The organism is Anoxybacteroides voinovskiense, from assembly GCF_014196205.1.
GTDB classification, from domain to species: domain Bacteria; phylum Bacillota; class Bacilli; order Bacillales; family Anoxybacillaceae; genus Anoxybacteroides; species Anoxybacteroides voinovskiense.
The window spans coordinates 1-25,402 of sequence record NZ_JACIDE010000028.1 but is presented as its reverse complement, the minus strand read 5'-3'; the positions used below and the strand labels follow the sequence as shown (position 1 = coordinate 25,402).

General features: G+C 44.3%; 26 protein-coding genes and 1 other RNA gene. 22 read left to right on the top strand and 5 right to left on the bottom strand.

Annotation, left to right across the window (positions count from 1 at the left end; genetic code table 11):
• The first annotated feature begins 82 nt into the window (after positions 1–82).
• Complete coding sequence (locus tag GGR02_RS15000) at positions 83–928, top strand: HAD family hydrolase (RefSeq protein WP_183185789.1); 846 nt, start codon at positions 83–85, stop codon at positions 926–928.
• A gap of 85 nt (positions 929–1,013) precedes the next feature.
• On the opposite strand, the gene GGR02_RS14995 is transcribed toward GGR02_RS15000, so the two are convergent.
• A complete protein-coding gene (locus GGR02_RS14995; protein ID WP_183185788.1) occupies positions 1,014–1,352 on the bottom strand; it encodes a YmaF family protein in 339 nt (112 codons plus the stop codon).
• Between the two features lie 139 nt (positions 1,353–1,491).
• Here GGR02_RS14995 and GGR02_RS14990 point away from each other — a divergent pair, with 139 nt between their 5' ends.
• The 7 genes from GGR02_RS14990 (at position 1,492) to GGR02_RS14960 (ending at position 7,681) form a co-directional block, all read left to right on the top strand.
• The gene (locus tag GGR02_RS14990) at positions 1,492–3,171 is read left to right on the top strand and encodes a DUF6044 family protein (RefSeq protein WP_183185787.1); all 1,680 of its coding nucleotides are present in this window, start codon (positions 1,492–1,494) and stop codon (positions 3,169–3,171) included.
• Positions 3,164–4,174 carry a glycosyltransferase family 2 protein gene (locus GGR02_RS14985; RefSeq protein WP_183185786.1) on the top strand — a complete coding sequence of 337 codons (1,011 nt, stop codon included), beginning with the start codon at positions 3,164–3,166 and terminating at the stop codon, positions 4,172–4,174. The genes GGR02_RS14990 and GGR02_RS14985 overlap by 8 nt, the downstream gene beginning before the upstream one ends.
• A gap of 224 nt (positions 4,175–4,398) precedes the next feature.
• Entirely contained in the window at positions 4,399–5,199 is an 801-nt protein-coding gene (thiM, locus tag GGR02_RS14980; protein ID WP_183185785.1) for a hydroxyethylthiazole kinase, read from the top strand.
• Between the two features lie 92 nt (positions 5,200–5,291).
• Positions 5,292–6,098 (top strand): bifunctional hydroxymethylpyrimidine kinase/phosphomethylpyrimidine kinase, encoded by an 807-nt coding sequence (gene thiD / locus GGR02_RS14975; RefSeq protein ID WP_183185784.1) that lies wholly within the window; start codon positions 5,292–5,294, stop codon positions 6,096–6,098.
• Positions 6,099–6,108: 10 nt separating this feature from the next.
• A complete protein-coding gene (gene thiE / locus GGR02_RS14970; RefSeq protein WP_183185783.1) occupies positions 6,109–6,780 on the top strand; it encodes a thiamine phosphate synthase in 672 nt (223 codons plus the stop codon).
• 62 nt (positions 6,781–6,842) lie between these two features.
• Positions 6,843–7,016 (top strand): twin-arginine translocase TatA/TatE family subunit, encoded by a 174-nt coding sequence (locus GGR02_RS14965; protein WP_183185782.1) that lies wholly within the window; start codon positions 6,843–6,845, stop codon positions 7,014–7,016.
• Positions 7,017–7,120: 104 nt separating this feature from the next.
• Positions 7,121–7,681 carry a YitT family protein gene (locus tag GGR02_RS14960; protein WP_183185781.1) on the top strand — a complete coding sequence of 187 codons (561 nt, stop codon included), beginning with the start codon at positions 7,121–7,123 and terminating at the stop codon, positions 7,679–7,681.
• Between the two features lie 25 nt (positions 7,682–7,706).
• Here the strand turns inward: GGR02_RS14960 and GGR02_RS14955 are convergent, their stop codons facing one another.
• Complete coding sequence (locus tag GGR02_RS14955) at positions 7,707–9,083, bottom strand: peptide MFS transporter (protein ID WP_183185780.1); 1,377 nt, start codon at positions 9,081–9,083, stop codon at positions 7,707–7,709.
• A gap of 229 nt (positions 9,084–9,312) precedes the next feature.
• Here GGR02_RS14955 and GGR02_RS14950 point away from each other — a divergent pair, with 229 nt between their 5' ends.
• Entirely contained in the window at positions 9,313–10,002 is a 690-nt protein-coding gene (locus GGR02_RS14950; protein WP_183185779.1) for a thermonuclease family protein, read from the top strand.
• An 11-nt stretch (positions 10,003–10,013) separates the two neighbouring features.
• On the opposite strand, the gene GGR02_RS14945 is transcribed toward GGR02_RS14950, so the two are convergent.
• On the bottom strand, positions 10,014–11,141 hold the full coding sequence (locus GGR02_RS14945) for a histidine kinase N-terminal domain-containing protein (RefSeq protein WP_183185778.1): 1,128 nt from the start codon (positions 11,139–11,141) through the stop codon (positions 10,014–10,016).
• A 194-nt stretch (positions 11,142–11,335) separates the two neighbouring features.
• Here GGR02_RS14945 and GGR02_RS14940 point away from each other — a divergent pair, with 194 nt between their 5' ends.
• Genes GGR02_RS14940 through GGR02_RS14930 form a run of 3 tightly spaced genes read left to right on the top strand, consistent with a single transcriptional unit; the run spans position 11,336 to position 14,355 of the window.
• Positions 11,336–12,286: a YncE family protein gene (locus GGR02_RS14940; protein WP_183185777.1), complete on the top strand. Its 951-nt coding sequence runs from the start codon at positions 11,336–11,338 to the stop codon at positions 12,284–12,286.
• A gap of 2 nt (positions 12,287–12,288) precedes the next feature.
• Entirely contained in the window at positions 12,289–12,960 is a 672-nt protein-coding gene (locus GGR02_RS14935; protein ID WP_183185776.1) for a response regulator transcription factor, read from the top strand.
• A gap of 3 nt (positions 12,961–12,963) precedes the next feature.
• Positions 12,964–14,355: a sensor histidine kinase gene (locus tag GGR02_RS14930; RefSeq protein ID WP_183185775.1), complete on the top strand. Its 1,392-nt coding sequence runs from the start codon at positions 12,964–12,966 to the stop codon at positions 14,353–14,355.
• Here GGR02_RS14930 and GGR02_RS14925 read toward each other — a convergent pair.
• Positions 14,336–14,782, bottom strand: a complete 447-nt coding sequence (locus tag GGR02_RS14925) for a PepSY domain-containing protein (protein ID WP_183185774.1) — start codon at positions 14,780–14,782, stop codon at positions 14,336–14,338. The two genes, GGR02_RS14930 and GGR02_RS14925, sit on opposite strands and share 20 nt — an antisense overlap.
• Before the next feature lie 149 nt (positions 14,783–14,931).
• Here GGR02_RS14925 and cysK point away from each other — a divergent pair, with 149 nt between their 5' ends.
• Positions 14,932–15,855, top strand: a complete 924-nt coding sequence (gene cysK, locus GGR02_RS14920) for a cysteine synthase A (protein ID WP_183185773.1) — start codon at positions 14,932–14,934, stop codon at positions 15,853–15,855.
• A 27-nt stretch (positions 15,856–15,882) separates the two neighbouring features.
• Here the strand turns inward: cysK and GGR02_RS14915 are convergent, their stop codons facing one another.
• The gene (locus GGR02_RS14915) at positions 15,883–16,368 is read right to left on the bottom strand and encodes a DUF6803 family protein (RefSeq protein ID WP_183185772.1); all 486 of its coding nucleotides are present in this window, start codon (positions 16,366–16,368) and stop codon (positions 15,883–15,885) included.
• Between the two features lie 166 nt (positions 16,369–16,534).
• Between GGR02_RS14915 and GGR02_RS14910 the strand changes: the two genes are divergently transcribed.
• The 9 genes from GGR02_RS14910 (at position 16,535) to GGR02_RS14870 (ending at position 25,244) form a co-directional block, all read left to right on the top strand.
• Positions 16,535–18,820, top strand: a complete 2,286-nt coding sequence (locus tag GGR02_RS14910) for a DEAD/DEAH box helicase (protein ID WP_183185771.1) — start codon at positions 16,535–16,537, stop codon at positions 18,818–18,820.
• Positions 18,810–20,039: a ribonuclease H-like domain-containing protein gene (locus GGR02_RS14905; protein WP_183185770.1), complete on the top strand. Its 1,230-nt coding sequence runs from the start codon at positions 18,810–18,812 to the stop codon at positions 20,037–20,039. The genes GGR02_RS14910 and GGR02_RS14905 overlap by 11 nt, the downstream gene beginning before the upstream one ends.
• A gap of 312 nt (positions 20,040–20,351) precedes the next feature.
• Positions 20,352–20,582, top strand: coding sequence for a spore coat protein (locus GGR02_RS14900; protein ID WP_306415785.1), 231 nt, complete (start codon positions 20,352–20,354; stop codon positions 20,580–20,582).
• Positions 20,583–20,635: 53 nt separating this feature from the next.
• The gene (locus GGR02_RS14895; protein ID WP_183185768.1) at positions 20,636–21,193 is read left to right on the top strand and encodes a DUF1273 domain-containing protein; all 558 of its coding nucleotides are present in this window, start codon (positions 20,636–20,638) and stop codon (positions 21,191–21,193) included.
• Positions 21,194–21,229: 36 nt separating this feature from the next.
• Positions 21,230–21,526: a cell division regulator GpsB gene (gpsB, locus tag GGR02_RS14890; protein WP_183185767.1), complete on the top strand. Its 297-nt coding sequence runs from the start codon at positions 21,230–21,232 to the stop codon at positions 21,524–21,526.
• A gap of 75 nt (positions 21,527–21,601) precedes the next feature.
• Positions 21,602–21,993, top strand: an RNA gene (gene rnpB, locus GGR02_RS14885) — RNase P RNA component class B.
• A gap of 175 nt (positions 21,994–22,168) precedes the next feature.
• Complete coding sequence (locus GGR02_RS14880; RefSeq protein WP_183185766.1) at positions 22,169–23,875, top strand: putative bifunctional diguanylate cyclase/phosphodiesterase; 1,707 nt, start codon at positions 22,169–22,171, stop codon at positions 23,873–23,875.
• A gap of 9 nt (positions 23,876–23,884) precedes the next feature.
• The gene (locus GGR02_RS14875; RefSeq protein WP_183185765.1) at positions 23,885–25,027 is read left to right on the top strand and encodes a THUMP domain-containing class I SAM-dependent RNA methyltransferase; all 1,143 of its coding nucleotides are present in this window, start codon (positions 23,885–23,887) and stop codon (positions 25,025–25,027) included.
• A 64-nt stretch (positions 25,028–25,091) separates the two neighbouring features.
• Positions 25,092–25,244: a hypothetical protein gene (locus GGR02_RS14870; RefSeq protein ID WP_183185764.1), complete on the top strand. Its 153-nt coding sequence runs from the start codon at positions 25,092–25,094 to the stop codon at positions 25,242–25,244.
• Positions 25,245–25,402 lie beyond the last annotated feature (158 nt).

Below are 25,402 nucleotides of genomic sequence, written 5' to 3'. Positions count from 1 at the left end.
ACAAAGGAAAATATTTTTACAAAACTATGTTCTAAATAAACAACATCAACTCTAACAAAATAAAAAATAGTGGGGGAGAGAAATGTTGAAAGTTATTGTTTTCGACTTAGACGGCACATTGTATGAAGATACGCACCATTTTGATTACTATGCGAAACGAATCGCAGAACGATTGGAGAAAGAGAAACAAGCGCTTTTTTGGCAAGACTATCACGCGGTACTTGCAGGAGTTCATCCGCTTAAAATTGGAAGTGTCTACAATGCGAAAGAAGATGTCATCCTTTTTTTAGATAGCGACCATTACGTCTATGCTGTTTACGAATGGGATGGCACGAAATGGTCGGATGATGCGATACAAAAACACTATCCTAAACAAATATCGGTCGATTTAGACAATATGCTAAGCATTGGCGATTTATGGTGGGTGCCAAGCACCATTGGCCGCCATTACGGCTTAACGAACGAAGAAACGTACGCCGCGTTTCTCGAAACAAGAACGTTTATGATGAGTCCACACTTCACAATGAAGCGAACGGCTGGATTAGCTGAGTTGCTCACCCAACTGCGCGAGCACCTTTTTTTCGTATTGATGACAAATAGCCCGAAACTAGACAGCGAGGCGATTCTCGCAAAACTTGGACTGGCAGATATATTTCATCAAAAGATTTTCCAAGCGGGAAAACCGGTACATACTGCGAAACATTTGCAAGAGCTTTGCCAAACATTTAACGTTCGTTACGAGGAAATCATGAGCATCGGCGATAATTGGCGCAACGACATTCTCCCAGCGAAACAACTCGGCTGCCAAACAATCTACATCGATCCACACGAAACAGGCGTAAATGCCGACATCACGGTAAGAAGTGTGGGGGAGATGGTGCAATTATTAAGCACATACATTAAAAGCGAGAGGGTGTCCAAAAAGTAACGGACCCCCTTTTTTATCAACATATATACTGTCGCAAAGCTTATATATCGCATTTTTTGAAGAGAGACGCCCTTTTGACACAGCCTCACTTCGTCCCCGGTGCGGGTTTGTCGACGCCGGTTATACGGTGGCGGTGGCCAGCATCTTCGGAAGTGTAAAAGTCATAGTAATGGACATGCATACCATTGCCAACGGGAATGGCAGGACCGGAGTAAGCACGATAATAATGAGTATGGCCGTTTTCGAACATAACATACCCTTCTGTATAATGGATATGCCCTCCATCTTCTGTTGGAATCGGCGGAGAAGTAATGTCTAAACATTGGTGAACGTGCCCGACTTCTACAGACGTGTAGTCGACGGAGCCGTGGTTGTGGTGTGGAACAAACCCCGAAACAAACTCATCCTTTCCAATTTTATCCATCCAATGTCTCCTCCAGTTCAGTATCGTCACCATACTATATGAAAAAAAGCGGGAGATGTGCCCACAAAAAATTAAATGCATAACTTCCCCATTTTGTTAAAAAATAAAAAAAACGTTGGACAGATGAGGAGGAGAAGAAATGCCGGCAATGGAGAAGCGACTGCTCTTCTTCTCATTTCTTGCGATTATGCTGTTTGTATCCCCGTATTTTCTTTTTGGGGAGCATGCCCATATGCGCGTGCATGATAATTTAGACTCCAATATCGCGTGGTACAAAGTGCTTACAACGAGCGGAGAGCTATTTGGGTCGATTCATGCAGTGATCCCGCAAATTATTAACGGATTGCCGAGAAATGCGTTCGGCACAGAGTTTAGCGGAATTGTCTGGCTGCATGCCCTTTTGCCCTCCATTTACGCTTACGGAGTGAGTCAAGCGATTACGAGAATAGTGGCATTTATCGGGATGTATTTATTATTGAAAAAATATGTCATAAAAGCACCTGATGGAATATGGATTCGCACTGGGGTGTCGCTTGCGTTCGCGCTAACTCCATTTTGGCCATCCGGCATGCTTAGTACGCTCGGCATGCCGCTAGCGTTATGGGCGTTATTAAATATTCGTGCCGGAGAACGTGTATTCACGAACTATGTCGTGCTTACATTATTGCCGTTTTATTCTAGTTTCGTACTCGGCTTTTTCTTTTTTTTGAGCGCTATGGGCATCTGGTGGCTCGTCGATGTGATTCGATACAGACGGTGGAACGCTCGCTTTTTTTTCGCAATTGTATACATGACAACCCTTTATTTCGCGATTGAATATCGGCTCGTTCATTCGTTTTTATTTTCCAAAGAGCCGACAAGCCGTGATGAATATTTTCACGCCAGCCTTTCGTTTTGGCGAGCCGTTCGGTTAACGTTGAAAAACTACGCCCTCGGCCATACGCACGTCATGACCGTACATGGACTGGTGATTTTGCCCATCTCATTCGTTGCCTTATCTATCGTTTGGAAAAAGAAATTATGGAAAGAAGAAAAAATGTTTTTGTTTCTTCATCTCTTAAACTTTGCCCTTTCGGCGTGGTATGCGTTTTGGTTTTATAAAGGCTGGCTTCCGTTAACAGAACGGTTTACGTTTCTCGATAAATTTAATTTCGCGCGTTACCATTTTTTACGGCCGATGGTGATTTACGTACTATTTGCCCTTTCGTTAAAAATAATATGGGAACAACGCTGGCGGAAACTCACGTTGATCGCTGTAGTAGCACAACTGATTGTGTTAACAGCATTTAATGAGGAAATCGTCTACCGAAACAAACCGTCGTTTCAACAATTTTATGCGGAAAAGCAATTTGCGGAAATTAAGCGGTATATCAATCGACCGGTAAACAGTTACCGTGTGGCAAGTATCGGCATTCATCCAGCGATCGCGCAATACAACGGATTTTATACGCTCGATACGTACAATAATTTTTATCCGCTTGCGTATAAACATCGATTCCGGCAAATCATTGCACATGAACTTGCTAAAAATCCAACGCTTCGCGAATACTTTGATACATGGGGCGGACGTTGTTATCTATTTGTTGCGGAACTTGGGAAAAACTATATGTTTAAAAAAAGTACAAAGAAAAAAATAAAACACTTGCAGTTGAACACGGACGTCTTTTACGACATGGGAGGGCGGTACATTTTATCTGCCCTTCCGATTGAAAACGCAGCGAGCAACAAGTTAGTGTTAGAAAAAGTGTTTCATTCGAAACAATCCGCATGGGACATTTATTTATACAAAGTTGCACGAGGAGGCGCTAGCAATGACTGAACCGATATTGACCGTTGTTGTCCCTTGTTATAATGAAGAAGAAGTTCTTCCAGAAACGATTCGGCAGCTGCGTGCACTTCGCGACCAACTTATTAACGAACGGCTTATTTCCGTTCAAAGTACGTTATTGTTTGTCGATGACGGGAGTCGCGACACCACATGGACGATTATTTACAAAGCAAGTTTGCACTACCCGGAAGTGAAAGGGGTGAAGCTTTCCCGCAACGCCGGACATCAGCAGGCGTTACTTGCCGGTCTATTTGCGGCCAAAACTCGTTCGGATTGCATCGTTTCCATCGATGCCGATTTGCAAGATGACATTTCGGTCATTCGTGAATTTGTAAAGAAATTTCATGAAGGATATGAAATTGTATACGGCGTTCGCAACCGACGCGATACGGATACGTTTTTTAAACGCCATACTGCTCAATGGTTTTATCAAGCGATGAAAGCAATGGGCGTTCAGCTTGTATATAACCACGCCGATTATCGACTCATGAGCCGGAGGGCGGTCGAAGAATTAGAACGGTTTGAAGAAGCGAATTTGTTTTTGCGCGGCATCGTTCCGCTGTTAGGGTTTCGTTCAACAGCTGTTTTTTATGACCGAAAAGAGCGGTTTGCTGGAAAGACGAAATATCCACTCAAGAAAATGATTGCATTTGCGCTCGATGGCATTACTTCTTTCAGCATTACGCCAATCCGTTTTATTTCACTTATTGGCTTTCTTTCTTTTTTTGTCAGCATTTTATTCGGGGCGTATTTTCTCTTTTTAAAATTTACCGGTCATACGCAAACAGGATGGACATCGCTTATTACTTCCATCTGGTTGCTTGGAGGGTTACAATTGATTGCGTTCGGCTTAATTGGCGAGTATATCGGAAAAATTTACAAAGAAACGAAACGTCGTCCACGTTATATTATCGATTTAGATTTGTTTAATTTGCCGAAGGCGTTGCCGTTTTTGCCTGAGGAAACAAACGTCGCGGAGCGAAAACAACGATAAGTTTTCCTTGCATTTTGCCTAAAGAAGGAGTAGACTTTGCTTGTAAATAGCGGGAGCTTGTGGAATCAAGCTGAGAGTACGGCTAATCCGCCGTTGACCGTTTGAACCTGTTGGGTAATGCCAGCGCAGGGAAGGTGAAAAATGCGGACACTTTGCCTATGCGCAAAGTGTTTTTTTATCCCTTCGCTTTGGCGATTCATTATACAATACGAGGGGGAACGATCATGAATGTGCAGTATGTAGCCAGTGTAGTAGAAAAGGTGAGGAAAGCGAATCCGCTCGTTCATAACATTACAAATGTCGTCGTCACCAACTTTACAGCGAACGGTTTGCTTGCGCTTGGCGCTTCGCCAGTGATGGCGTATGCGAAAGAAGAAGTAGCCGATATGGCAAAAATTGCCGGGGCGCTTGTATTAAATATCGGTACACTAAACGAAACGGAAATCGAAGCGATGCTTATCGCTGGAAAAGCAGCGAACGAACACGGTGTTCCAGTGGTGTTCGACCCAGTCGGAGCTGGGGCAACTCCGTATCGCACGGAAACTGCTCGTAAACTAGTGCGTGAACTAAACGTGTCAATTATTCGTGGCAATGCGGCGGAAATCGCCAACGTCATTGGCGAGCAATGGACGATTAAAGGGGTCGATGCTGGCGAAAGCGGCGGCGATGTCGTCACTTTAGCGAAAAAGGCGGCCCAACAGCTGAAGACCGTTGTTGCGATTACTGGAAAAGAAGATGTCGTCACCGACGGACATACGACATACCTCATCCGGAACGGACACCCGATGTTAACGAAAGTAACAGGAACAGGTTGCCTCGTGACGTCTGTTATCGGAGCGTTTGTTGCGGTGGAAAAAAACGCCGTGCACGCGGCGACGGCTGCGCTGACATACTATGGTGTGGCAGCCGAAATAGCAGCAAACAATGCAGAAGGACCTGGAAGCTTCCAAATCGCCTTTTTAAATCAGCTGGCAAACATCGGAACCGATGACATCGTGCGCTATGGTTCGATTGAAATCGTCTAAGTAGCGGCAAAAAATCGATGAAAATGAATGGTGACCTCCTTTTTGACGAAGGGGAGTCCTTGATCAATATTCGCGAAAAAGGAAGTGGGAGGATGAACGTATATAAAGCGTTAACGATTGCTGGTTCGGATAGTGGGGGAGGAGCTGGCATTCAAGCCGATTTAAAAACGTTTCAAGAATTAGAAGTGTTCGGCATGTCCGCACTTACAGCCGTAACAGCGCAAAACACGCTCGGCGTCCAAGGCGTCTATCCGCTTCCGGTTGAAGCTGTTGTACAACAAATCGAGTCGGTCAGCACCGATTTAGGGGCGGATGCGGTGAAGACAGGCATGTTATTTAGTGCAGAAATCATTCAAGCAGTCGCGGAAAAAATCAAACAATTTCAGCTCAACCGACTTGTCGTTGACCCCGTCATGGTCGCCAAAGGCGGTGCCCCGCTTTTACAACAAGAAGCGGTACACGCGCTAAAAACGTATTTATTGCCGTTGGCGACGGTTGTCACTCCGAACATTCCAGAAGCAGAAGTATTAACGAACCGGACAATTCGGACGTTAGATGACCGTCGCGAAGCAGCGAAGCGCCTCTATGACCTTGGGGTGCAACATGTCGTCATTAAAGGCGGGCACGATGACGACGGAGAAGAAGCGGTCGATTTGTTGTATGACGGTCATGAATTTTCCTATTTTACAAGCAAACGAATCGAAACGATGCATACGCACGGAACAGGGTGTACGTTTGCGGCTGCCATCACGGCCGAACTTGCCAAAGGACGTACGGTCAAAGAGGCGGTCGAAACAGCAAAAGCGTTTATCCAAGCAGCGATTGAAGACGAGCTAGGCATTGGACACGGACACGGACCGACCAATCATTGGGCGTATCGCAAGACGTTTGTTAGATAGGGGAGCGACAATGGAACGAATTTCTACAAAGCAATTACAAGAGCAATTGCGCGTCTATTTTATTATGGGAAGTAATAATTGCGAAAAACATCCATTTGATGTGTTAACAGAAGCAATTGAAGGTGGTATTACGTTTTTTCAGTTTCGTGAAAAAGGACACGGGGCGCTTTCGGGGGCGGAAAAGGTTGCGCTCGCGAAAGAGTTGCAGGCGATTTGTCGAAAGTACAGCATTCCGTTTCTCGTCAATGACGATGTCGAGTTAGCGCTTGCGTTAGATGCCGATGGGGTGCATATTGGCCAAGAAGACGAACGAGCCGATATCGTTCGACGGAAAATCGGCGCTAAAATTCTCGGTGTTTCGGCCCATAATTTAGACGAAGCGAAACGTGCCATTGAGCAAGGAGCTGATTATCTTGGCGTCGGTCCAATTTTTCCAACGAATACGAAAACGGATGCGAAAGAAGCGCAAGGGGTTGAAGTGCTCCGCCATTTACGTGAGCAAGGCATCACGATCCCAATCGTCGGGATTGGCGGGATTACAGCAGATAATGCAAAAGAAGTAATACGCGCTGGAGCGGACGGGGTGTCGGTCATTAGCGCGATTAGCTTAGCAAATTCCCCAAAAGAGAGCGCTAAGCAATTAGCTAAAGCGGTTGACGACGCATTACACGAGAAAAAATAGCGACTTCTTTTCAAGTTGTGCTATAATGAGAGAGAAAATAAAAAATCCATGGAGTGAATCACATGAATATCGGATTTGGCGAAATTGCGTTAATCGTGTTTTTTGCCCTTTTACTTTTCGGACCGAAAAAATTGCCAGAACTTGGACAAGCCGCAGGAAAAACATTGCGCGAATTTAAAAACGCAACAAAAGGAATTATCGACGACGACGAACAAAAAACACAAAAACATGACTAAGTAGCTTGGTATGAAGCCAAGCTATTTTTTTATTGGACAAAACAGACAAGTCGAGAGAAGGCACCCATATATTTTAGTATAAACGAAAAACTGAGGTGGCTTTCATGAGAGAAAAAATAGCGGCAATCGGCATCGGAAGTGTGCTATTAGCCATTGGAATTAACGTTTTTTTAGTGCCGCACCATTTATTGGACGGTGGAATTATTGGAATTGGGCTAATTATTAAATACATATGGAACGTGAAAGTAGGAGCGGCAATTATTTGTTTAAGCATTCCGCTCTACATGATTGCTTGGTTTTATTATCGACCGTTTTTTTACAATAGTTTGCACGGGCTATTGTTTTCCTCGTTCATGATTGACGTCTTGTCCGTGCTTCGCGGCACTGTTCAATTAGATGTACTGACAAGTTCAGTAGCAGGCGGGATATTAGTCGGGGCAGGGATTGGCATGATGTTAAGAGAAGAAACAAGCACAGGCGGAACCGATTTACTTGCACAATTTATCGCGGAGGTAACGAACTGGAACGTTGGAATCATTATTTTTGTCATTGACGCGATTGTCATTACCATCGGAAGCCTCATCGTGCCGGGCGCTTCTTTTTTACAATCTTTTCTTGTCGTGACCGTTGTCGGCATCGTCACGACGATGTTGACACATAAATAGAATTCGCGGGGCGTACCCGCGAATTTTATTCCATCATTTGGACAAGCTTTTTCGAAAGAAGCAATAAGACAAATCCAAGCCCAATTGTCACCGCACCAATTAAGCTGAAAATTTCTAAATATCCTAACGATTCAGTAAAGGCCGCTAGCTGTCCAGCTAAAATATTAGCAACAGCTGTTCCTGCTAGCCATACGCCCATCATTAGGGAAGCTAGACGAACAGGTGCAATGCGGCTTACCATTGATAAACCGACTGGCGATAAGCAAAGTTCACCAAGCGTATGCAAGAAATATGTGAAGACGATAAAGAAGACGTTCGCTTTTGTCGTAATATGGTGTTCGTCACTTCCTGTTTGTAAGACAGCTGGAAGTAAGACCGCAAATCCAAGCCCAAGCAAAATCATCCCAAGGGCCATTTTTGTTGGAATTGGCAAATCACCGCGTTTGCTATTGGCAAGTTTTAACCATAGCGATGAAAGCACTGGTGCCAATACGACGATAAAGAACGGGTTCAGCGATTGGAACCACGAGGTCGGTACCGTCCAGCTACCGATTGTTTTGTCGACAAATTTATCTGTATATAGCGTTAACGAACTTCCCGCTTGTTCAAAACCAGCCCAGAAAAAAACGATAAAGCATGCTAAAATTAAAATAACAGCAATACGTTGCTTTTCTTTCTTTGTTAACGGTGCTTTTTCCGCCGTATGAGTCGCGGATTTTCCGACCGGCGCTTTGCCGATTTCTCCTAAATAACGGTTACCAAATACGTTGAAAAGCAACTGACCGATAACCATCCCGATTGATGCGGCAAGGAAGCCGTACTTAAACCCATAATGAACAACGCCGTCAATCGTTGTTTTAAAGTAATCTTCTGCTAAAAATCCGCACACAAGCGGCGCCAAAAATGCCCCCGTGTTAATGCCCATGTAGAAAATCGTAAATGCTCCGTCGCGGCGTTTATCGTTTGGTCCGTACAACTCACCAACGAGCGTTGAGATGTTCGGTTTAAAGAACCCGTTCCCAATAATCAATAATAAAAGACCTGCGTATAATCCTAATTTCGTATGAATCGCAAACAAAATAAAGTTTCCGATCGCCATGGTGACCCCGCCGATGGTAATTGCCAACCGACGACCTAAAAAGCGGTCAGACAAATAGCCACCGACAATCGGTGTAAAATAAACAGCTCCTGTAAAAAAGCCGTAAATGCTCATGGCAACGCTTTCTTTAAAACCAAGCCCACCGCTAACAAGCGCAGTTGTCAAATAAAGAACAAGAATAGCTCGCATTCCATAATAGCTAAACCGCTCCCAAAGCTCTGTGAAAAACAATAAATAGAGCCCTGGAGGATGTTTTTTGCTTTGCGCTTGAAGCATCTCTTGTGTGTTCGGTACTGCTCCCATTTACTCTCCTCCTACTTCATGATGATTACGCAAATATTTTATTTTAGAAAATATCTATCAGTCAATAAAATTATATAAAAATAGAAAAATAAAAATATTTTATTTGTTTTAATAATAAATTTTTCCGTAAATATTACTATTTTAATAATAAACAAAATATTTTAATAATATATATAATAGAAAAAACGTGAGAAATGCGATACGATAAAAAACGAGAGGAGGGGAGAAAGTGAAAAAATATCTTTTTTTGTTGCTAAGCAGTATTGCCCTACTTTTTTTAGCTAGCTGCCAGTCCACGCCAGAAAAAGTGCCAGCAACGGTCGAACGCGTCATCGATGGGGATACATTAAAAGTGCACATTGGAAAAAAAGAAGAAACGGTGCGGCTATTGCTTGTTGATACGCCAGAGTCTGTCCATCCGACGAAGCCGGTGCAGCCGTTTGGACCAGAAGCAAGCGCTTTTGTAAAAAGCTTATTGCCACAGGGAACGAAGGTGGACTTAGAACTTGACGTGCGCGAGCGAGATAAATATGGGAGGTTACTGGCGTACGTATGGCTCGGAAAAACGATGGTAAATGAACTGCTGTTGGAAAAAGGCTATGCGCGCGTGGCGTACGTATTTGAGCCAAATACGAAATACGTTGATGAATTCCGGCATATCCAAGAAAAAGCGCGGAAAAAGCGGCTAAATATTTGGTCGATTGAAGATTACGCGACCGACCGAGGGTTTCGTGAGGAAGTAGTCCGCTCCCAAACAGCCGCGTGCCCAAACCCGAGAATCAAAGGGAACATCACGAAAAATGGCGAAAAAATTTATCACGTCCCTAACAGCCCCCAATATAACGCGACAAAAGCGGAAGTGATGTTTTGTACGGAAAAAGAAGCGCAAGCAGCCGGATTTCGTAAACCAGCGCATTAAACAACTCTCTCCTAAACTGGGAGAGAGTTTTCCTTTTTTAAAGGGAAAGAAATCGCAAACGACGTCAACTGTTCACTCGATGTGCACGTAATTTGTCCGTCGTGATCTTCAATAATTTTTTTGCACACGTAAAGCCCGATACCTGTTCCAAGTTTTTTCGTCGTGAAAAACGGTTCGAAAATCGCTTGAACCGTTTCCGGTGGAATCATCGGTCCGTTATTTGCAATAACTACTTGCACATTTTCTTCGGTGGCGGTTACGTGAACAGAAATTTGGCGCCGTTTCTCGCGTTCTTTTACCGCTTCAATCGAGTTTAAAAGAATGTTCATAACCACTTGTTTCAATTGGTCTTTAAACCCGTAGACGCTTGCTTCCGGATCAATCGCTGTCGAAACATCAACATCAGCCTCAATAAAACTTGGATATAAAAATGCGATAATTTCCTCTAATAGCTGCTCAAGAAAAATAATTTCTTTTTGTTGTTCCGTCGTTTCTTTGCGCGCAGCATGAAGAAATTGAGAAATGCGGAATTTCAATTGCTGCAATTCATGATCGATAATATCTAAGTATTTTAAGTTCGGATGTTCAAATTTTAATAGCTGCACAAATCCCATAATCGCTGTCAGCGGATTGCGAAATTCATGCACAAAGCTAGACGACATTTGCCCGAGCAACGTCAATCGATCTTTATGAGATTGCGAGATAAATAAATTTTTTTCTTGAATTTCTGCATTTTTCAGTTCGGTATATTTTGCGACCGCATAAAACAAAAACTGGTCAAACAAATGATTAATATCATCAACTAACGGTTGCAATTCCTCGATCGGCAGCCCTGAGCGAAGGGCGTAACGAACGATTAAACTGCGGCCGAGGTTTGTGTTGTATACGAATTCGCCAATATTAATGTTTGCCTCTGCCCGTTGCTTCGCCACTTTCTCTGCTAGTGATCGGATTTCGCTAAGCCGAAGCGGACCTTTCAATACTTCTTTCACTAGTTGGAAAACAGCGACCCCATTTTGTTCGATATGGTCAATATATTTATCATTTTCCGCAATATACATATGCTTCCGCCAGTGTGTTAAAAAATCGTGCAAATGTTCTTCTAAAAATGCAATTAATTTTTCTCTAGAAGACTCCAAACGTATTCACCTCGATCGTTCCAACCATACATGATATTATTATAAATGGAAAATCCTTAAATAGGAAAGAGAGAGATTGTTAAAAATAACATTTTCGCATAAAAAATCATGGAGGACAAAAAATTTTTTTGTATTTTTCACAAACATTTCACAGTCTTTGTGTATAATCGATAGGAAAAAAAGGGGGGGAGAATATGCGTCGTTTCATTCTTTTTCTCTGTTTGTTGCTTGCAAGCTGCCAACATCAAGCGTTTCCCCCGATTCCACGCCAGATGGAAACGTTGATTAGCGTCAATATAAAAGACGGAACGGTCACGTTTTTTGATTTGACTCGGGAAAAAAAGTATACGCAATGGGAGATACGTGAGCCAGTAAAAGGTGGTGTGCTGCTTAAGCACGGTCAAGAACTGCTGTTGTATGGAAACGAACTAGAGCAAGTATATGTGTATGATTTAGCCACAGGAAAACGAAAAAGCGAATGGAACACAGGAAAAGGAATCGTCAGCGCCCTCGTTTCGTCTGACGGGAAACAGGTGTTTTTAGCCGACGAACAACAGCAAAAATTGCGTATCTTTACTGTCGAAGGAAAGGAAGAAGCAGCGATTCGCGTAGGGAAAAAGCCGCTGACGTTGCTACAAACAAAAGATGGGAAAGTGTACGTAATCGATTTCCATGACGCAAAAGCAGACATCATCGATGTGCGAAAACGCCGAATGGTTGCGACGTTTTCCGTTCCAAAATCAGCGCTTGGCGGGCTAGTACGAGAGAAAGAGCTTTGGGTTGGCGGGCACGGAAGCGGTAGCACGGTTGAAACGAACATTCATGTATATTCATTGGATGGGAAGTTAAAGAAAACCATTGCAGCGCCGGCAATGCCGATTAGTTTTGTAGAAACGGACAACGGCATTTTCACCTTAAGCCACGGCTCTAATACGGTGCGAAAATGGGACAAAACAGGAACGAAAGCGGTGTCGCTGACGGTTGGAGTCAATCCGTTTACGATGATTGGCGGAAATAAGTATTTATACATTGCGAGCTACGATGGGGATGTAATTGACGTTGTCGACCAACAGACGTTGCGGTCCGTTCGGCAATATAAAACAGGGAAAGGTCCGTTTCAATTACTCATTCGGGAAGGGAGATGACGATGGAGAACCGGACGATTCTTATAGTCGATGATGAAGAAGACATGCGTTTTTTAGTAGGCATGTATTTAGAAAACTCAGGGTTTTCTTGCTTGCAAGCAAAAGATGGAGAAGAAGCATTACAGCTATTGCATACAAAGCAAGTGGATTTAATGTTGCTTGATGTGATGATGCCAACCATCGATGGATTTACGTTATGTGAACGGATTCGTGAACGTTCGGACGTGCCGATCGTCTTTTTAACCGCAAGAGGGGAAGAATGGGATAAAGTAAAGGGCTTTAAGCTTGGCGGCGATGATTATATCGTGAAGCCATTTAGCCCTGGCGAACTCATTGCCCGCATTGAGGCAGTGTTGCGCAGGGTATCGCAAACGAAAAAAACAGACGACTTGTCCTTCGGCTCGCTTTTCATCGATGAAAAAGGCCGAAAAGTAGCGGTTGATGGAGAAGCCATTTTGTTGACGTTAAAAGAGTTTGATTTGCTTCTTTTTCTTGCCAAACATACTGGACAAGTATTTAGCCGCGAAGACTTATTGCTTCGCGTCTGGGGGTATGATTATACGGGCAACGCAAGAACGGTCGATACCCATATTAAAACGTTGCGAATTAAGCTAAAGCAAGCCGGTTCGTTCATTAAGACGGTATGGGGAATCGGCTACAAATTTGAGGTGTAACGGATGCGACCAAAAACGTTCGTGCAAAAAATTTGGCTGACGATTAGCCTTGTGGTCCTCATTACCGTCTCTTTTTCTTACTTTTTATTGAATTATTTCTACAAAAACTTGTACGTTGATAAAGTAGAACAAACATTAGTAGAAGAAGGAAAAAATATTGCCGCGGACTATCACGGCGGTCCGATTACGGACGACTATCGTAAGCAAGTGGAATGGTACAATGAAAAATCAACGGCAGAAGTGTTGCTCGTGAATAACCCGCGCGAACTAAGCGCCTGCCTTCCGTTTGAAGTAGATTACGACTCGCTTATTCACGAAACCGACCGCGAGAAGCTATTAGCAGGGGAAGTGGTAACAAAAGTCGGCTACGAAAAGCGATTTGGTCGTAAAATTATGGGCGTCGTCGTGCCGTTATTAGACCATCAGCGACTAGAAGGGGTACTTTATTTGTATATTCCTCTTGCGACGATTCAAGACATGACAAAAGAAGTAGCTGTCATTTGGCTTCCGCTTGCGAGTTTATTTGTCATTGCTTTAGTGATGTTTGGCAAAAAAATGGCGAACCGTCTCGCGGGGCCGTTAAAAGAGATGGAACAAGTCGCCTATCGTATGTCGCATGGGGAGTACGAAGCGCAAATTCCGATACAAGCGGACGATGAAATCGGCCGGCTTGCGAAAGCGTTTAATATTATGGCGAAAGCGATTTACGAAGAAGATATGCGGAAACGAGAGTTTTTAGCGAACGTGTCGCATGAATTGCGCACGCCGTTAAGCTATGTAAAAGGGTATAGCGAAGCGATTTTGCAAGGAATGGTCAAAACGAAAGAAGAAGGAAAAAAATACGTGAAGCTTATCCATCGCGAAGCGGGGCGAATGGAACGGCTTGTCCGCGATTTGCTCGATTTAGCGCGGCTGGAAGAGAAAAGCGTTCCGCTGCAAAAAACGTTGCTCGTCTTTGCCCAAGTGGTGGAAGGTACGATCGAAAAATATGAGCCGTTTTTACAAGAAAAAGCGATTACCATTACGGTAGATGTAAATCCCGACATTATTATCGAAGGCGATGCTGACCGAATCGAACAAGTCATTCACAACCTTCTTGATAACGCCATTCGCTATACCCCGACTGGCGGAGAGATTTGTGTGCGACTCACTCCGGCCGGCAACGAACGATGCCAACTTGTCATTCGCGATTCAGGAAAAGGAATTCCAAAAGATAAACTCCCGTTTCTTGGCCAACGATTTTTCCGAGTCGATGCCGCACGAACGCGAACGGAAGGCGGTACGGGGCTAGGATTAGCGATCGTGAAGCAAATTGTGCAGCTTCACCACGGAACGATTACATTTGCAAGTGAAGAAGGAAAAGGAACAGAAGTGGTCATTGACTTGCCGATATGAGTAGTAAAATGCTAATCGAGGCAACATCTAACATCCATTTGATATTGACATCGCCGACTTGCCCGACATGAAGCCCGCGGACAATCGATGCAAGCTTGTTCGCTTCTTTACTAATGACCGTTCCGTCTGGGGAAATGGTGACTATTGTCCCTGCGTCGTCATTTAGCTTGACCATATACACCCCGTGGTTCATTACGACACTCACATCGTTCCAAGCAAAGGCACCTGACTCACTTGCTTTTTTGACAGCGTCCATCATCGATAAATGCTCTCCATGTCCACCGCTATGCTCATGATGCTGCCCGTGCCCGCTTGAGCTGCCCATCAGCCATCGCTCTGTAAGTAACAACCCTGTTCCTGCTTCAATAAATAAAAAGAGCGATGTAATTAGTCCAATCCAAAGATGAACATTTCTCATTTTTCTCATATTCCCTAACCTCTCCTTCCATTTGTTCCTCGAAGTTAATCATAAAAAAAAGATGTGTGAAACAAATGAAGAGGAATTGAACAATTGATGAAAGATAAAAAACCTTCTATAATCGAGGGAGAATGCTTGGATAAAGGTTGGGGATAGTTGTGAAACGATACGATTGCATTTTAGATTTAATCGGCAATACACCAGTCGTGAAATTAAACCGAATCCCAGATAAAAATGGGGCAGAAGTATACATCAAATTGGAGTCGTTTAATCCAGGGGGAAGTGTCAAAGATCGCGCGGCGTTTGAAATGATTCGCCGCGCCGAAGAAGAAGGAAAGATTACGCCGGGGAAAAGCACCATTATTGAGCCAACATCCGGTAACACCGGAATAGGGTTAGCGATGGTGTGCGCGGCGAAAGGATATCGCTGCATTATTACCATGCCAGACAATGCGACGTTAGAAAGGGTAAAAATTTTAAAAGCATACGGGGCGGAAGTGCGTTTAACGCCTGCTTCATTAAGGATGCAAGGGGCAATTGAAGAGGCAAAGCGGCTAGCTTCGGAAATTCCGGATAGCTTTATCCCAATGCAGTTTGAAAATGAAGCAAACCCTAATGCGCACCGTCATAGCACAGCAAAGGAAATTTTGGCAGCGTTTGACGGGAAGTTAGATGCGTTTGTATTAACGGCTGGAACAGGAGGAACGGTCACCGGCACCGGCGAAGTGTTGAAACAGCATCTCCCTCATTTGCGCATTTATGTCGTAGAGCCATTCGGTTCTCCGGTGTTGTCTGGCGGACATCCTGGATCGCATAAAATTCCTGGCACAGGTCCGGGATTTGTCCCGAAAATTTTGAACCGCGATATTTTCGACGAGATTTTACTCATTAAAGATGAAGATGCCCAAACGATGGCGCGCCGTTTAGCGAGGGAAGAAGGAATTTTTGTCGGCGCCTCCGCCGGGGCAGCTGCTTATCATGCGGTACAAGTCGCTAAGCAAATGCCACCGTCTGCCCGCGTCCTCTGCATGGCTCCCGATACGGGCGAACGTTATTTGTCGTCTGATTTGTTTGAAAGTTAGACGGCAGCCAAAAAACGGCTGCCGTTTTCACATCTTCATATGATTCATATAGCCACCAACATGAGGATTTAGCATGCCGAAAATCATCGCAATATGGGCGACAATAAGGAAAATACCAACGAAAGTGGCATGTAGTTTCATTTTCCCTTCCTCGGAAAGATGGCGGCCAATGATGCCTATATCGAGCAAGCTTAGTCCGAGCAACGGAATTACACCTAATAAATAAAATCCAACAGCTATCACATCAATCCATCCGCGCCATTCCCCGTTGCTAGTCAAAGGAATAACAGCGGTGAAAAATAAATAGACAAAAATGACTAAAAAATAAAATCCAACGAGGATGCTACACCATTTATTTAATTTTCGCAATGGTCCGTTAAAATTTCGCGTAAATAAAATGGCTAGCTCCGTTACAGCGATCGTTTCCGCTAAAACGACTGGAACGGCCATAAAAATCAATAAGTTCCACGGCTGATTGACCGCCAGCAATTCCATATAGTGCGTCATATTCATGGCACCTTACCTCCATTCTTTTTGTATACCACTGTACCGCTTATTTATGGATTTTTTTTGCAGATTTTTTGAACAAAATCGAACGTCTTTGTCTTTCGGGCAAAAAATTTACTGTTGAACCCGTACCACGCTTTTTTAAAATAAAAATAGGCAGGTGAAAATGATGTTGAACAAACGAAAAACGCTACAACAAATTCTTGAAGATTGGAGGAAAAACGAACACGTCGCCTATTGGCATACAATTCCAGAACGAGAAGCAGAAACTGTTCCGTTTCCATTATCGCTTCATCCGCGCTTAAAGCAAGCGTTAACACAGCGGGGAATTTCCGCCTTATACACGCATCAAAAAGAGGCGTATGAAGCAGTCGAAGTTAGGAAAAACATCGTGACCGTCACGCCGACGGCATCGGGAAAAACGCTATGTTATAATTTACCAATATTGCAAGCGATGCTTCACCACCCAGAAGCACGAGCGCTTTACATCTTTCCAACAAAAGCGTTAGCGCAAGACCAAAAAAGCGCGTTAAACGAACTAATTCACGAATTAGAATCCACGATTTATTGCGATACATATGACGGTGATACGTCCCCAACGATTCGGCAAAAAATAAGAAAAGCAGGCAACATCGTCATTACGAATCCGGACATGTTACATTCCGGCATTTTGCCGCACCATACGAAATGGGTGGCGTTATTCGAAAATTTACGGTTTGTTGTCATTGATGAACTGCATACGTACCGAGGGGTATTTGGGAGCCACGTAGCGAACGTCATCCGCCGACTAAAACGAATTTGTCAGTTTTACGGAAGCAACCCGCAATTTATTTGCACGTCCGCTACGATCGCCAATCCGAAAGAGCTAGCCGAAACGCTCACTGGCTGTAGAATGACGCTCATTGACCAAAACGGGGCACCAGCAGGGAAAAAACATGTCATTTTTTACAACCCGCCGGTCGTCAATCAAGCGTTAAACATTCGTAAAAGTGCAACGCTCGCAGCAAAAGAATTAGCAGCGGAACTGTTAAAAAATAGCATCCAAACAATTGTATTTGCGAAAAGCCGCGTTCGCGTAGAACTTTTGCTTTCGTACTTAAAGCAGCTCGTCAAATACGAGTTTGGCGAACAATCGATTCGCGCCTATCGCGGCGGCTATTTGCCGAGCGAGCGGCGGGCGATTGAGAAAGGATTGCGCAACGGGGAAATTGTCGGGGTCGTCAGCACAAACGCGCTTGAACTAGGAGTAGACATTGGCCAGCTGCAAGCGTGTATTATTACTGGCTATCCAGGCACTATCGCTAGCACATGGCAACAAGCAGGCCGTGCGGGACGAAGACAAGAAGAATCGGTCGTTGTCATTGTCGCAAGCTCTAGCCCGCTCGACCAATATATTATCCAGCACCCGTCGTACGTCTTAGAAAAAAGCCCGGAAACTGCAAGAATCAATCCAAATAATCTCGTCATTTTAGCCGATCATTTGAAATGTGCTGCATTTGAGTTGCCGTTTCGCCGCGAGGAAACGTTTGATGGGGTCGAAGTCGTTGACATTTTAGAATTTTTAGCCGACGAGCGTGTGCTTTATCAAAAAGGAGAAAAATGGTATTGGATGAGCGACTCTTTCCCTGCGCACACGATTAGTTTGCGTTCGGCGTCACAAGAAAATGTGATTATTATCGATATTTCCGAAACAGGTGCCCATCGCGTCATCGGAGAAATGGATCGCTTTAGCGCAATGACGCTGCTTCATGAAGAAGCGATTTATTTGCATCAAGGAATACAATATCAAGTCGAAACGCTCGATTGGGAGGAGAAAAAAGCATACGTCCGACAAGTCGATGTCGAATATTTTACGGACGCGAATCTTGCGGTAGAACTCAAAGTATTAGAAGAAGACCGAAAGCGGAAAACGGCGTTCGCCGAAATCGGCTTTGGTGATGTGATGGTATTGGCGAAAGCGACCATCTTTAAAAAACTAAAATTAGAAACGCACGAAAATATCGGCTCAGGTCCTATTTATTTGCCGGAAGAAGAGTTGCACACAAATGCGGTATGGATTAGTCTAACTGGTGAATCGTTAGGCGGCGAATGGAGTGAGGGGCGGTTAGAACAAGGATTGTTAGGAGTCGCACATGCCCTGCAATATGTCGCACCGCTCTTTGTCATGTGTGACCCGTCCGATTTACACGTCGTTGCCCAAGTGAAAGCGGTGCACAACGAACAGCCGACGATTTTCTTTTACGACCGCTATCCTGGCGGGATCGGCTTAAGCGAGGCACTTTATTCAGTGATGGAACAAGTAATAACAGAAGCAAAGCAACTACTCGAGCGATGCCAGTGTGAATCGGGGTGCCCGTCATGCATTGGCCTAGACGTATCGTCTAACCATGCGAAACGCGATGCCCTTCGGTTAATGGGAGCGTTAATAGAAAGAAGGATGGAACAAGATGTCGATTAAACAAAAACTCGCAAGGCTAAAAGGACATATATCGACTCAGCCATCGGTGAAAAGGCAACAAGAGGAAAATGCTATTCCTTATTTAGAACAATGGCGCGCATGGAACGCCGAACCGTTTTATTTTGATGGAGACTATTGTCTTGTCCGAGAAGTGGTGTATTCATTGGATGACTATCATGGCAACTATCGGCTTGGTGACTTGCACGACGTTCATCGCTTATGGCAAACGACCCCTCTTTCTCACCCGTTGTCAAGCAAAGGACATGAGGTGAGCGACCTTTTCTTTTTTGATACGGAAACGACCGGCTTAGGAAGTGGGACAGGAAATACGATTTTTTTGCTCGGGCACGCTCGCGTATACGATGATCGCGTCATCGTACGGCAGCACATTTTGCCGCACCCCGGTGCTGAAATCGCATTGTATCAAAGCTTCTTGTCCGAAGTCGATTATACGACGCTTGTGACGTATAACGGAAAAGCGTTCGATTGGCCGGTTGTCCAAACGCGCCATACACTTATTCGCGATGCACTTCCTCACCTGCCGTCGTTCGGTCACTTTGATTTATACCATGCCTCGCGGAGAATATGGAAACAACGGCTCTCTTCTGTGCGGCTTGCTTATGTCGAAAAAGAAATTCTTGGGGTCGAGCGAAAAGAAGACATCCCCGGCTTTTTAGCACCGATGATGTACTTTGAGTTTCTTTCCACGAAACACCCAGAAACGCTCGTCGGAGTGCTAAAACATAACGAAATGGATGTATTATCGCTTATTGTTCTTTATATTCACTTATCAAAACAAATTTTGCAAGCGGAAGAAATTGACCACGCGACGGAAAAACTGGAAATGGCTCGCTGGTTTGATACGCTAGGAGAAGTAACGGAAGCGAAAAAAGTGTACGAGCAAGTGGCGGAAAGCAGCCGGCACGAAGCAATGCAGGCGAAATGGAACCTTTCATTAATTTATAAAAAAGAAAAAAACTATTCAAAAGCGATTGCTATTTGGGAAGAGTTGTTTTTGACCGGACAAGGGCGCTGGAAAATCGAAGCGGCTATTGAATTGGCGAAACTATACGAACACCGGTTTCGCGATCCGAAAAAGGCGTACCATTATGCGGAGGAAGCGTATCGCTTGCAAAAAACACTCGGTCGTCTTTCAGGGCAATCAGTCGAGGAAATAAAGAAACGACTCGACCGGCTTATGCGGAAAATCACGCAATAATTTCCTAGGCAAGCGCAAGAAACGACAGAAAATAAAGAAAATTTGTTTTTTCGGCGCGAATCTTGTAGAAAAAACAGAGAATGTGTACAATTATGTGTTGTGAATAGAACGTAGAACGGGGAGACGAGCCGTGAAAAGCATGTATAAAAAAATTTTATATTTGTTTTTTGTTGTTATTGGCTTAACGATGGTGTTGTTTACGAATTTGACGTAGAAATCGGCGGAAAATAGGTCTTTGTACTAGTACGAGTCCGCTCCTTTCATCATAGGCTAATATTGTCAAACAGCATATGACAGAAAGGAGAAATGACGATGTTTCGACCACATGTTATGCCGCCAATTGTTCACCCAACGAAATGCTGTGTTCAACATCATTTCCAAGCAACGGTGGTGCCGCACATTCATCCGTCCCATACGACGCACGTGAACCATCACCTTTATCAACACCAACACTATTTCCCGCATACGGAATCGGTGGTAAACGAAGTAGCGAACCAACAATTTTTTTGCGGCGGCCCAGCACCAATGCCGTGGGGATATTAATCGTGAACAGGAACTGAGTATTCAGTTCCTGTTTTCCTGTGGAGGAGGAAAAAATGAAAGTATTAGCGATAACCGGCTACAAGCCGCACGAACTAAGCATTTTTTCTAACGATCATCCGGCGGTTAGCTACATCAAAAAGGCGATTGCGAGACGACTGCTTGCATTAGCGGAAGAAGGATTGGAATGGGTAATCATTAGCGGACAGCTAGGAGTCGAATTATGGGCGGCGGAAGTAGTATATGAAATCCAGTCCGTATATCCGCACTTACAGCTAGCGGTATTAGCGCCGTTTTTGCAGCAGGAAGAACGGTGGAACGAAAAAAATCGTGAATATTATGAATTCATTGTTTCTCAAGCAGACTTTTTTGCCTACATTACAAAACGACCGTATGAAAGCCCTAACCAGTTTCGCTGGAAAAACGAATTTCTTTTAGCCAAAAGCGACGGATTATTAGTCGTTTACGACGAAGAAAAAGAAGGCGCGCCGAAGTTTATAATAGAGATGGCAAAGAAAAAAGAGAATTATCCGATAATGTCGATTACGTTTTCTGATATACAAGCGATCATCGAAGAGGAGCAATGGGAAATTGACAATCAAGGGACTTTCTGAAAAAATAAAAAGAAAGAGTAGCGGAGGGGGACGATGATGTTAGCAGGTCGTGTGAAATTAACGGCGAAAGACATTTTGGAAAAAGAGTTTAAAGTAAGTATGCGCGGCTATAACCAAGACGAAGTGGATCAATTTTTAGACATGATTATTAAAGATTACGAAGCGTTCCATCAAGAAATGGAGGAACTGCAACAAGAAAATATGCGATTGAAACGCCAAGTAGAGGAACTTCAGAAACGGCAGTCGATGCCGGCAGGAACGACGAATTTTGATATTTTGCAACGGCTGTCCAACCTCGAAAAACATGTGTTCGGAAACAAGTTGTACGAATAATGTACATACGCGAAAAATTTCCCATTGCAGTGCGCGGCAAAATCGACTATACTACATGATGCAACGGTATTAATAATGTTCGGGTAATCGCTGCGGTTTATGGAACCGTAGAGGAAAGTCCATGCTCGCACGGCGCTGAGATGCCCGTAGTGTTCGTGCCTAGCGAAGCCATAAGCTAGGGCAGTCTGGCTACGGCTGGGCTGACGGCGGGGAAAGAACCTACGTCCGTTGGATATGGTTCGAATACCCTGAAAGTGCCACAGTGACGGAGCTCTAAAGGAAACTTTAGAGGTGGAACGCGGTAAACCCCACGAGCGAGAAACCCAAATGATGGTAGGGGCACCTTCCTGAAGGAAATGAACGGAGGGAAGGACAGATGGCTATTCATCTGTAGATAGATGATTACCACCGGAGTACGAGGCGACAAGCCGCTTGCAGTACGAAGGGACAAAACATGGCTTACAGAACATTATTAATGCCGCACGGACTCTCGGAATGAGAGTCTTTTTTTTGTCAAAAACATGTCACATTAGGTGGCTTGAATATGATATACAAGAAATAGTATAAAAATGATATAGGCATCTTATTTACTGTTCATTTGTTGGAATGATTGCCATCCGGCGCTAACGGGGAGGGGAAACGGTGAGCAACAGGGACGTGAAGCTATTTGAGCAAACAGCGTTTAGAAACATTATAAAACACGTCGTGGAAAATATAAAGGAAGGCATTATTATTACCGATGAAAACGGAGATATTGTCTGGGTGAACGAAGCGTTTGAAGTTGTAACCGGTTACAACCGAGAAGAAATGATCGGAAAAAACCCGCGAATTTTGCAGTCTGGTATTCATGACCGTGCGTTTTACAAGCAGATGTGGAAGGAGATTATCGAAAAAGGATATTGGCAAGGAGAAATATGGAATAAACGAAAAGATGGGGAATTGTATGTCGAGTGGCTTACCGTTCATTCTATTTATGATAGCGAAGGGCGTATAGCGAATTATGTCGCTATTTTTTCCGATATTACGCTGCAAAAAAACCAATTAGAACAATTGAAGAAAATGGCGCATTATGACATGGTGACGGGAATGCCGAACCGCTATTTGTTCACGAAACGGCTTGAGGAGTTAATGAAAACAGCCCAACGATACGGGCAGCATTTGGCGGTCATGTTTTTCGATTTGGACCGGTTTAAATTTGTTAACGACACCCTCGGGCATCATGCGGGAGATTTGTTGTTGCAAAAAGTGGCGATGCGTGTTAAAGGAATATTGCAAAAAAAAGATACGATTGCTCGCTTTGGTGGAGATGAATTTGTACTAATAATTCCTGCCATTGCCAATGACGATGAAGCAGTACAAGTGGCAAATATGATTGTCGATGCGTTGCAAGCTCCGTTTTTTATCAACGGTCAAGACATTTACGTCACCGCAAGCCTTGGTGTTAGCTTTTTTCCTCGCGACGGAGAAGATAGCGCGTTACTTATTCGCAGCGCTGACCGAGCGATGCACAGCGCGAAACGAAAAGGGAAAAATCGCTTTGAACTATATAACCAATTAGAACACGGCAGCGATGCAGTCGATTTAGCATTAGAAAACGACCTTCATAAAGCGATGGAACGTGGGGAATTTTCCTTGCATTATCAGCCGCTACTTCATCTTCGCACCAATCAAATCATCGGTGTCGAAGCGTTGATACGTTGGAACCATCCGAAACGTGGATTCATTTCCCCGGCGACATTTATTCCACTTGCAGAAGAAACAGGGCTCATTGTTGCGATTAGCCAATGGGTGATGGAAGCAGCGTGCCACCAGTTGAAAGAGCTTCAGCGCTATTATCCGAAAATGAAAATGAATATAAATCTCTCTACGTCCTGTTTTTTGCAGCACGAGCTTATTGACAATCTCGAGCGCGTCATTTCTTGTACAAACATCGACCCGCGCTATTTAGAAATAGAGCTAACGGAAAGCACGTTAATGCCGAACGCGGCATTTGCGATTGAACGGCTTGTACAGATAAAGAAGCGGCAAATTAAAATCGCCATTGACGATTTCGGTACGGGTTTTTCCTCGTTAAGCTACTTGCATCGCTTTCCAATCGATACATTAAAAATTGACAAAAGCTTTATTCGTCATTTATCTTCATATCGGGGGGAAGCAGCGATTGTCAAGGCGATTATTGACATGGGACGCAGTTTAAACGTTACGGTAGTAGCGGAAGGAGTCGAAACGGAAAAACAGTACAAATTTTTAAAAGACTATGGCTGCGACTGCGTGCAAGGGTATTATATTTCTAAGCCGCTTCCGTTTGACGAGTTACTACCATTTTTGCACGAATGGAAGGCAGAGTAGGAGGAATGTATGAGCAAACTAACGATCATCGCGACAGCCGCGATGGGGATGGAATCAATCGTCGCCGATGAAGTGCGGCGCCTCGGTTATGAATGTACGGTAGACAACGGAAAAGTGACGTTTATGGCGGACGAATTAGCGATTTGCCGCGCCAATTTATGGTTGCGCACCGCCGATCGCGTCAAACTAAAAATTGGCGAATTTCCAGCAACGACATTTGAGGAGTTGTTCGAACGGACAAAGGCGCTCCCGTGGGCCGACTATTTACCAGCAAACGCCGAATTCCCGGTTATCGGCAAATCAGTCAAATCGAAATTATTTAGCGTATCCGATTGCCAAGCGATTGTGAAAAAAGCAATTGTGGAACGTTTAAAACAACATTACCGTACGTCGTGGTTTGAAGAAACAGGCCCACTATATCGCATCGAAGTCGCGCTTCATAAAGATATCGCGACATTGACGATTGACACAAGCGGTGCAGGGCTGCATAAACGTGGGTATCGCGTCGCGCAAGGCGAAGCCCCGCTAAAAGAAACAATGGCTGCCGCGCTTATTTTGCTGACGAACTGGACACCCGACCGACCGTTCATTGACCCGTTTTGCGGCTCAGGTACGATTCCGATTGAAGCAGCGCTCATTGGACAAAATATCGCGCCTGGATTTAATCGTGACTTTGTTTCCGAGCAATGGGATTGGATCGGTTCACGTAAATGGGAACTTGCCCGCGAAGAAGCGGAAGATGTCGCCAATTACGATCAGCCGCTCGATATTTCCGGTTTTGACATCGACCACCGCATGGTTGAAGTAGCGAAAGAAAACGCGCTCGAAGCAGGGCTTGGCGATTTGATTACGTTCAAGCAAATGCAAGTGAAAGACTTGACAACAAACAAACGATATGGCGTCCTTGTCGGCAATCCACCATACGGCGAACGGCTTGGCGAGCGAAAAGAAGTCGAAAAAATGTACGAAGACATGGGAAAAACGTTCGCGGCATTAGATACGTGGTCGATTTATGTTTTAACCGCGCATAAAGAATTTGAAAACCATTACGGCAAACGAGCCACGAAACGTCGCAAGCTATTTAACGGCTTTATTGAAACCCAATACTACCAATACTGGGGACCGCGACCACCGAAAAACACACTTTCGTAGGAAAGTGTGTTTTTCGCATATTCGCTTACTTTTTGTCATACAATGACAAACGAGGTGATGGCAATTGAAAGCAAACGATTTATTAAAAATTTCGCAAGCGCTCGAACGTACGTATACGATGCTAGCACCGCATAGCGAAGGGCTTGAACAAATGGAACGAGCGAAACAAGAATGGAAACATGCATTTGTTTACGTGCTTTCGCGCGTTTTTCGCTAGACAACCGTTTCGCCTTGCCTGTCAGCCGGCAAACCGTTTGTTGTTAGAAAAAAGCGCTCCGGCTTTGTATGAGTAAAATGTTTGTGGGAGGAAGCTAAATCCTCTTCCATATGTTTCAAGGGGAGGATTCCTTGAACAGAAGGGGGATGAGCAAAAAA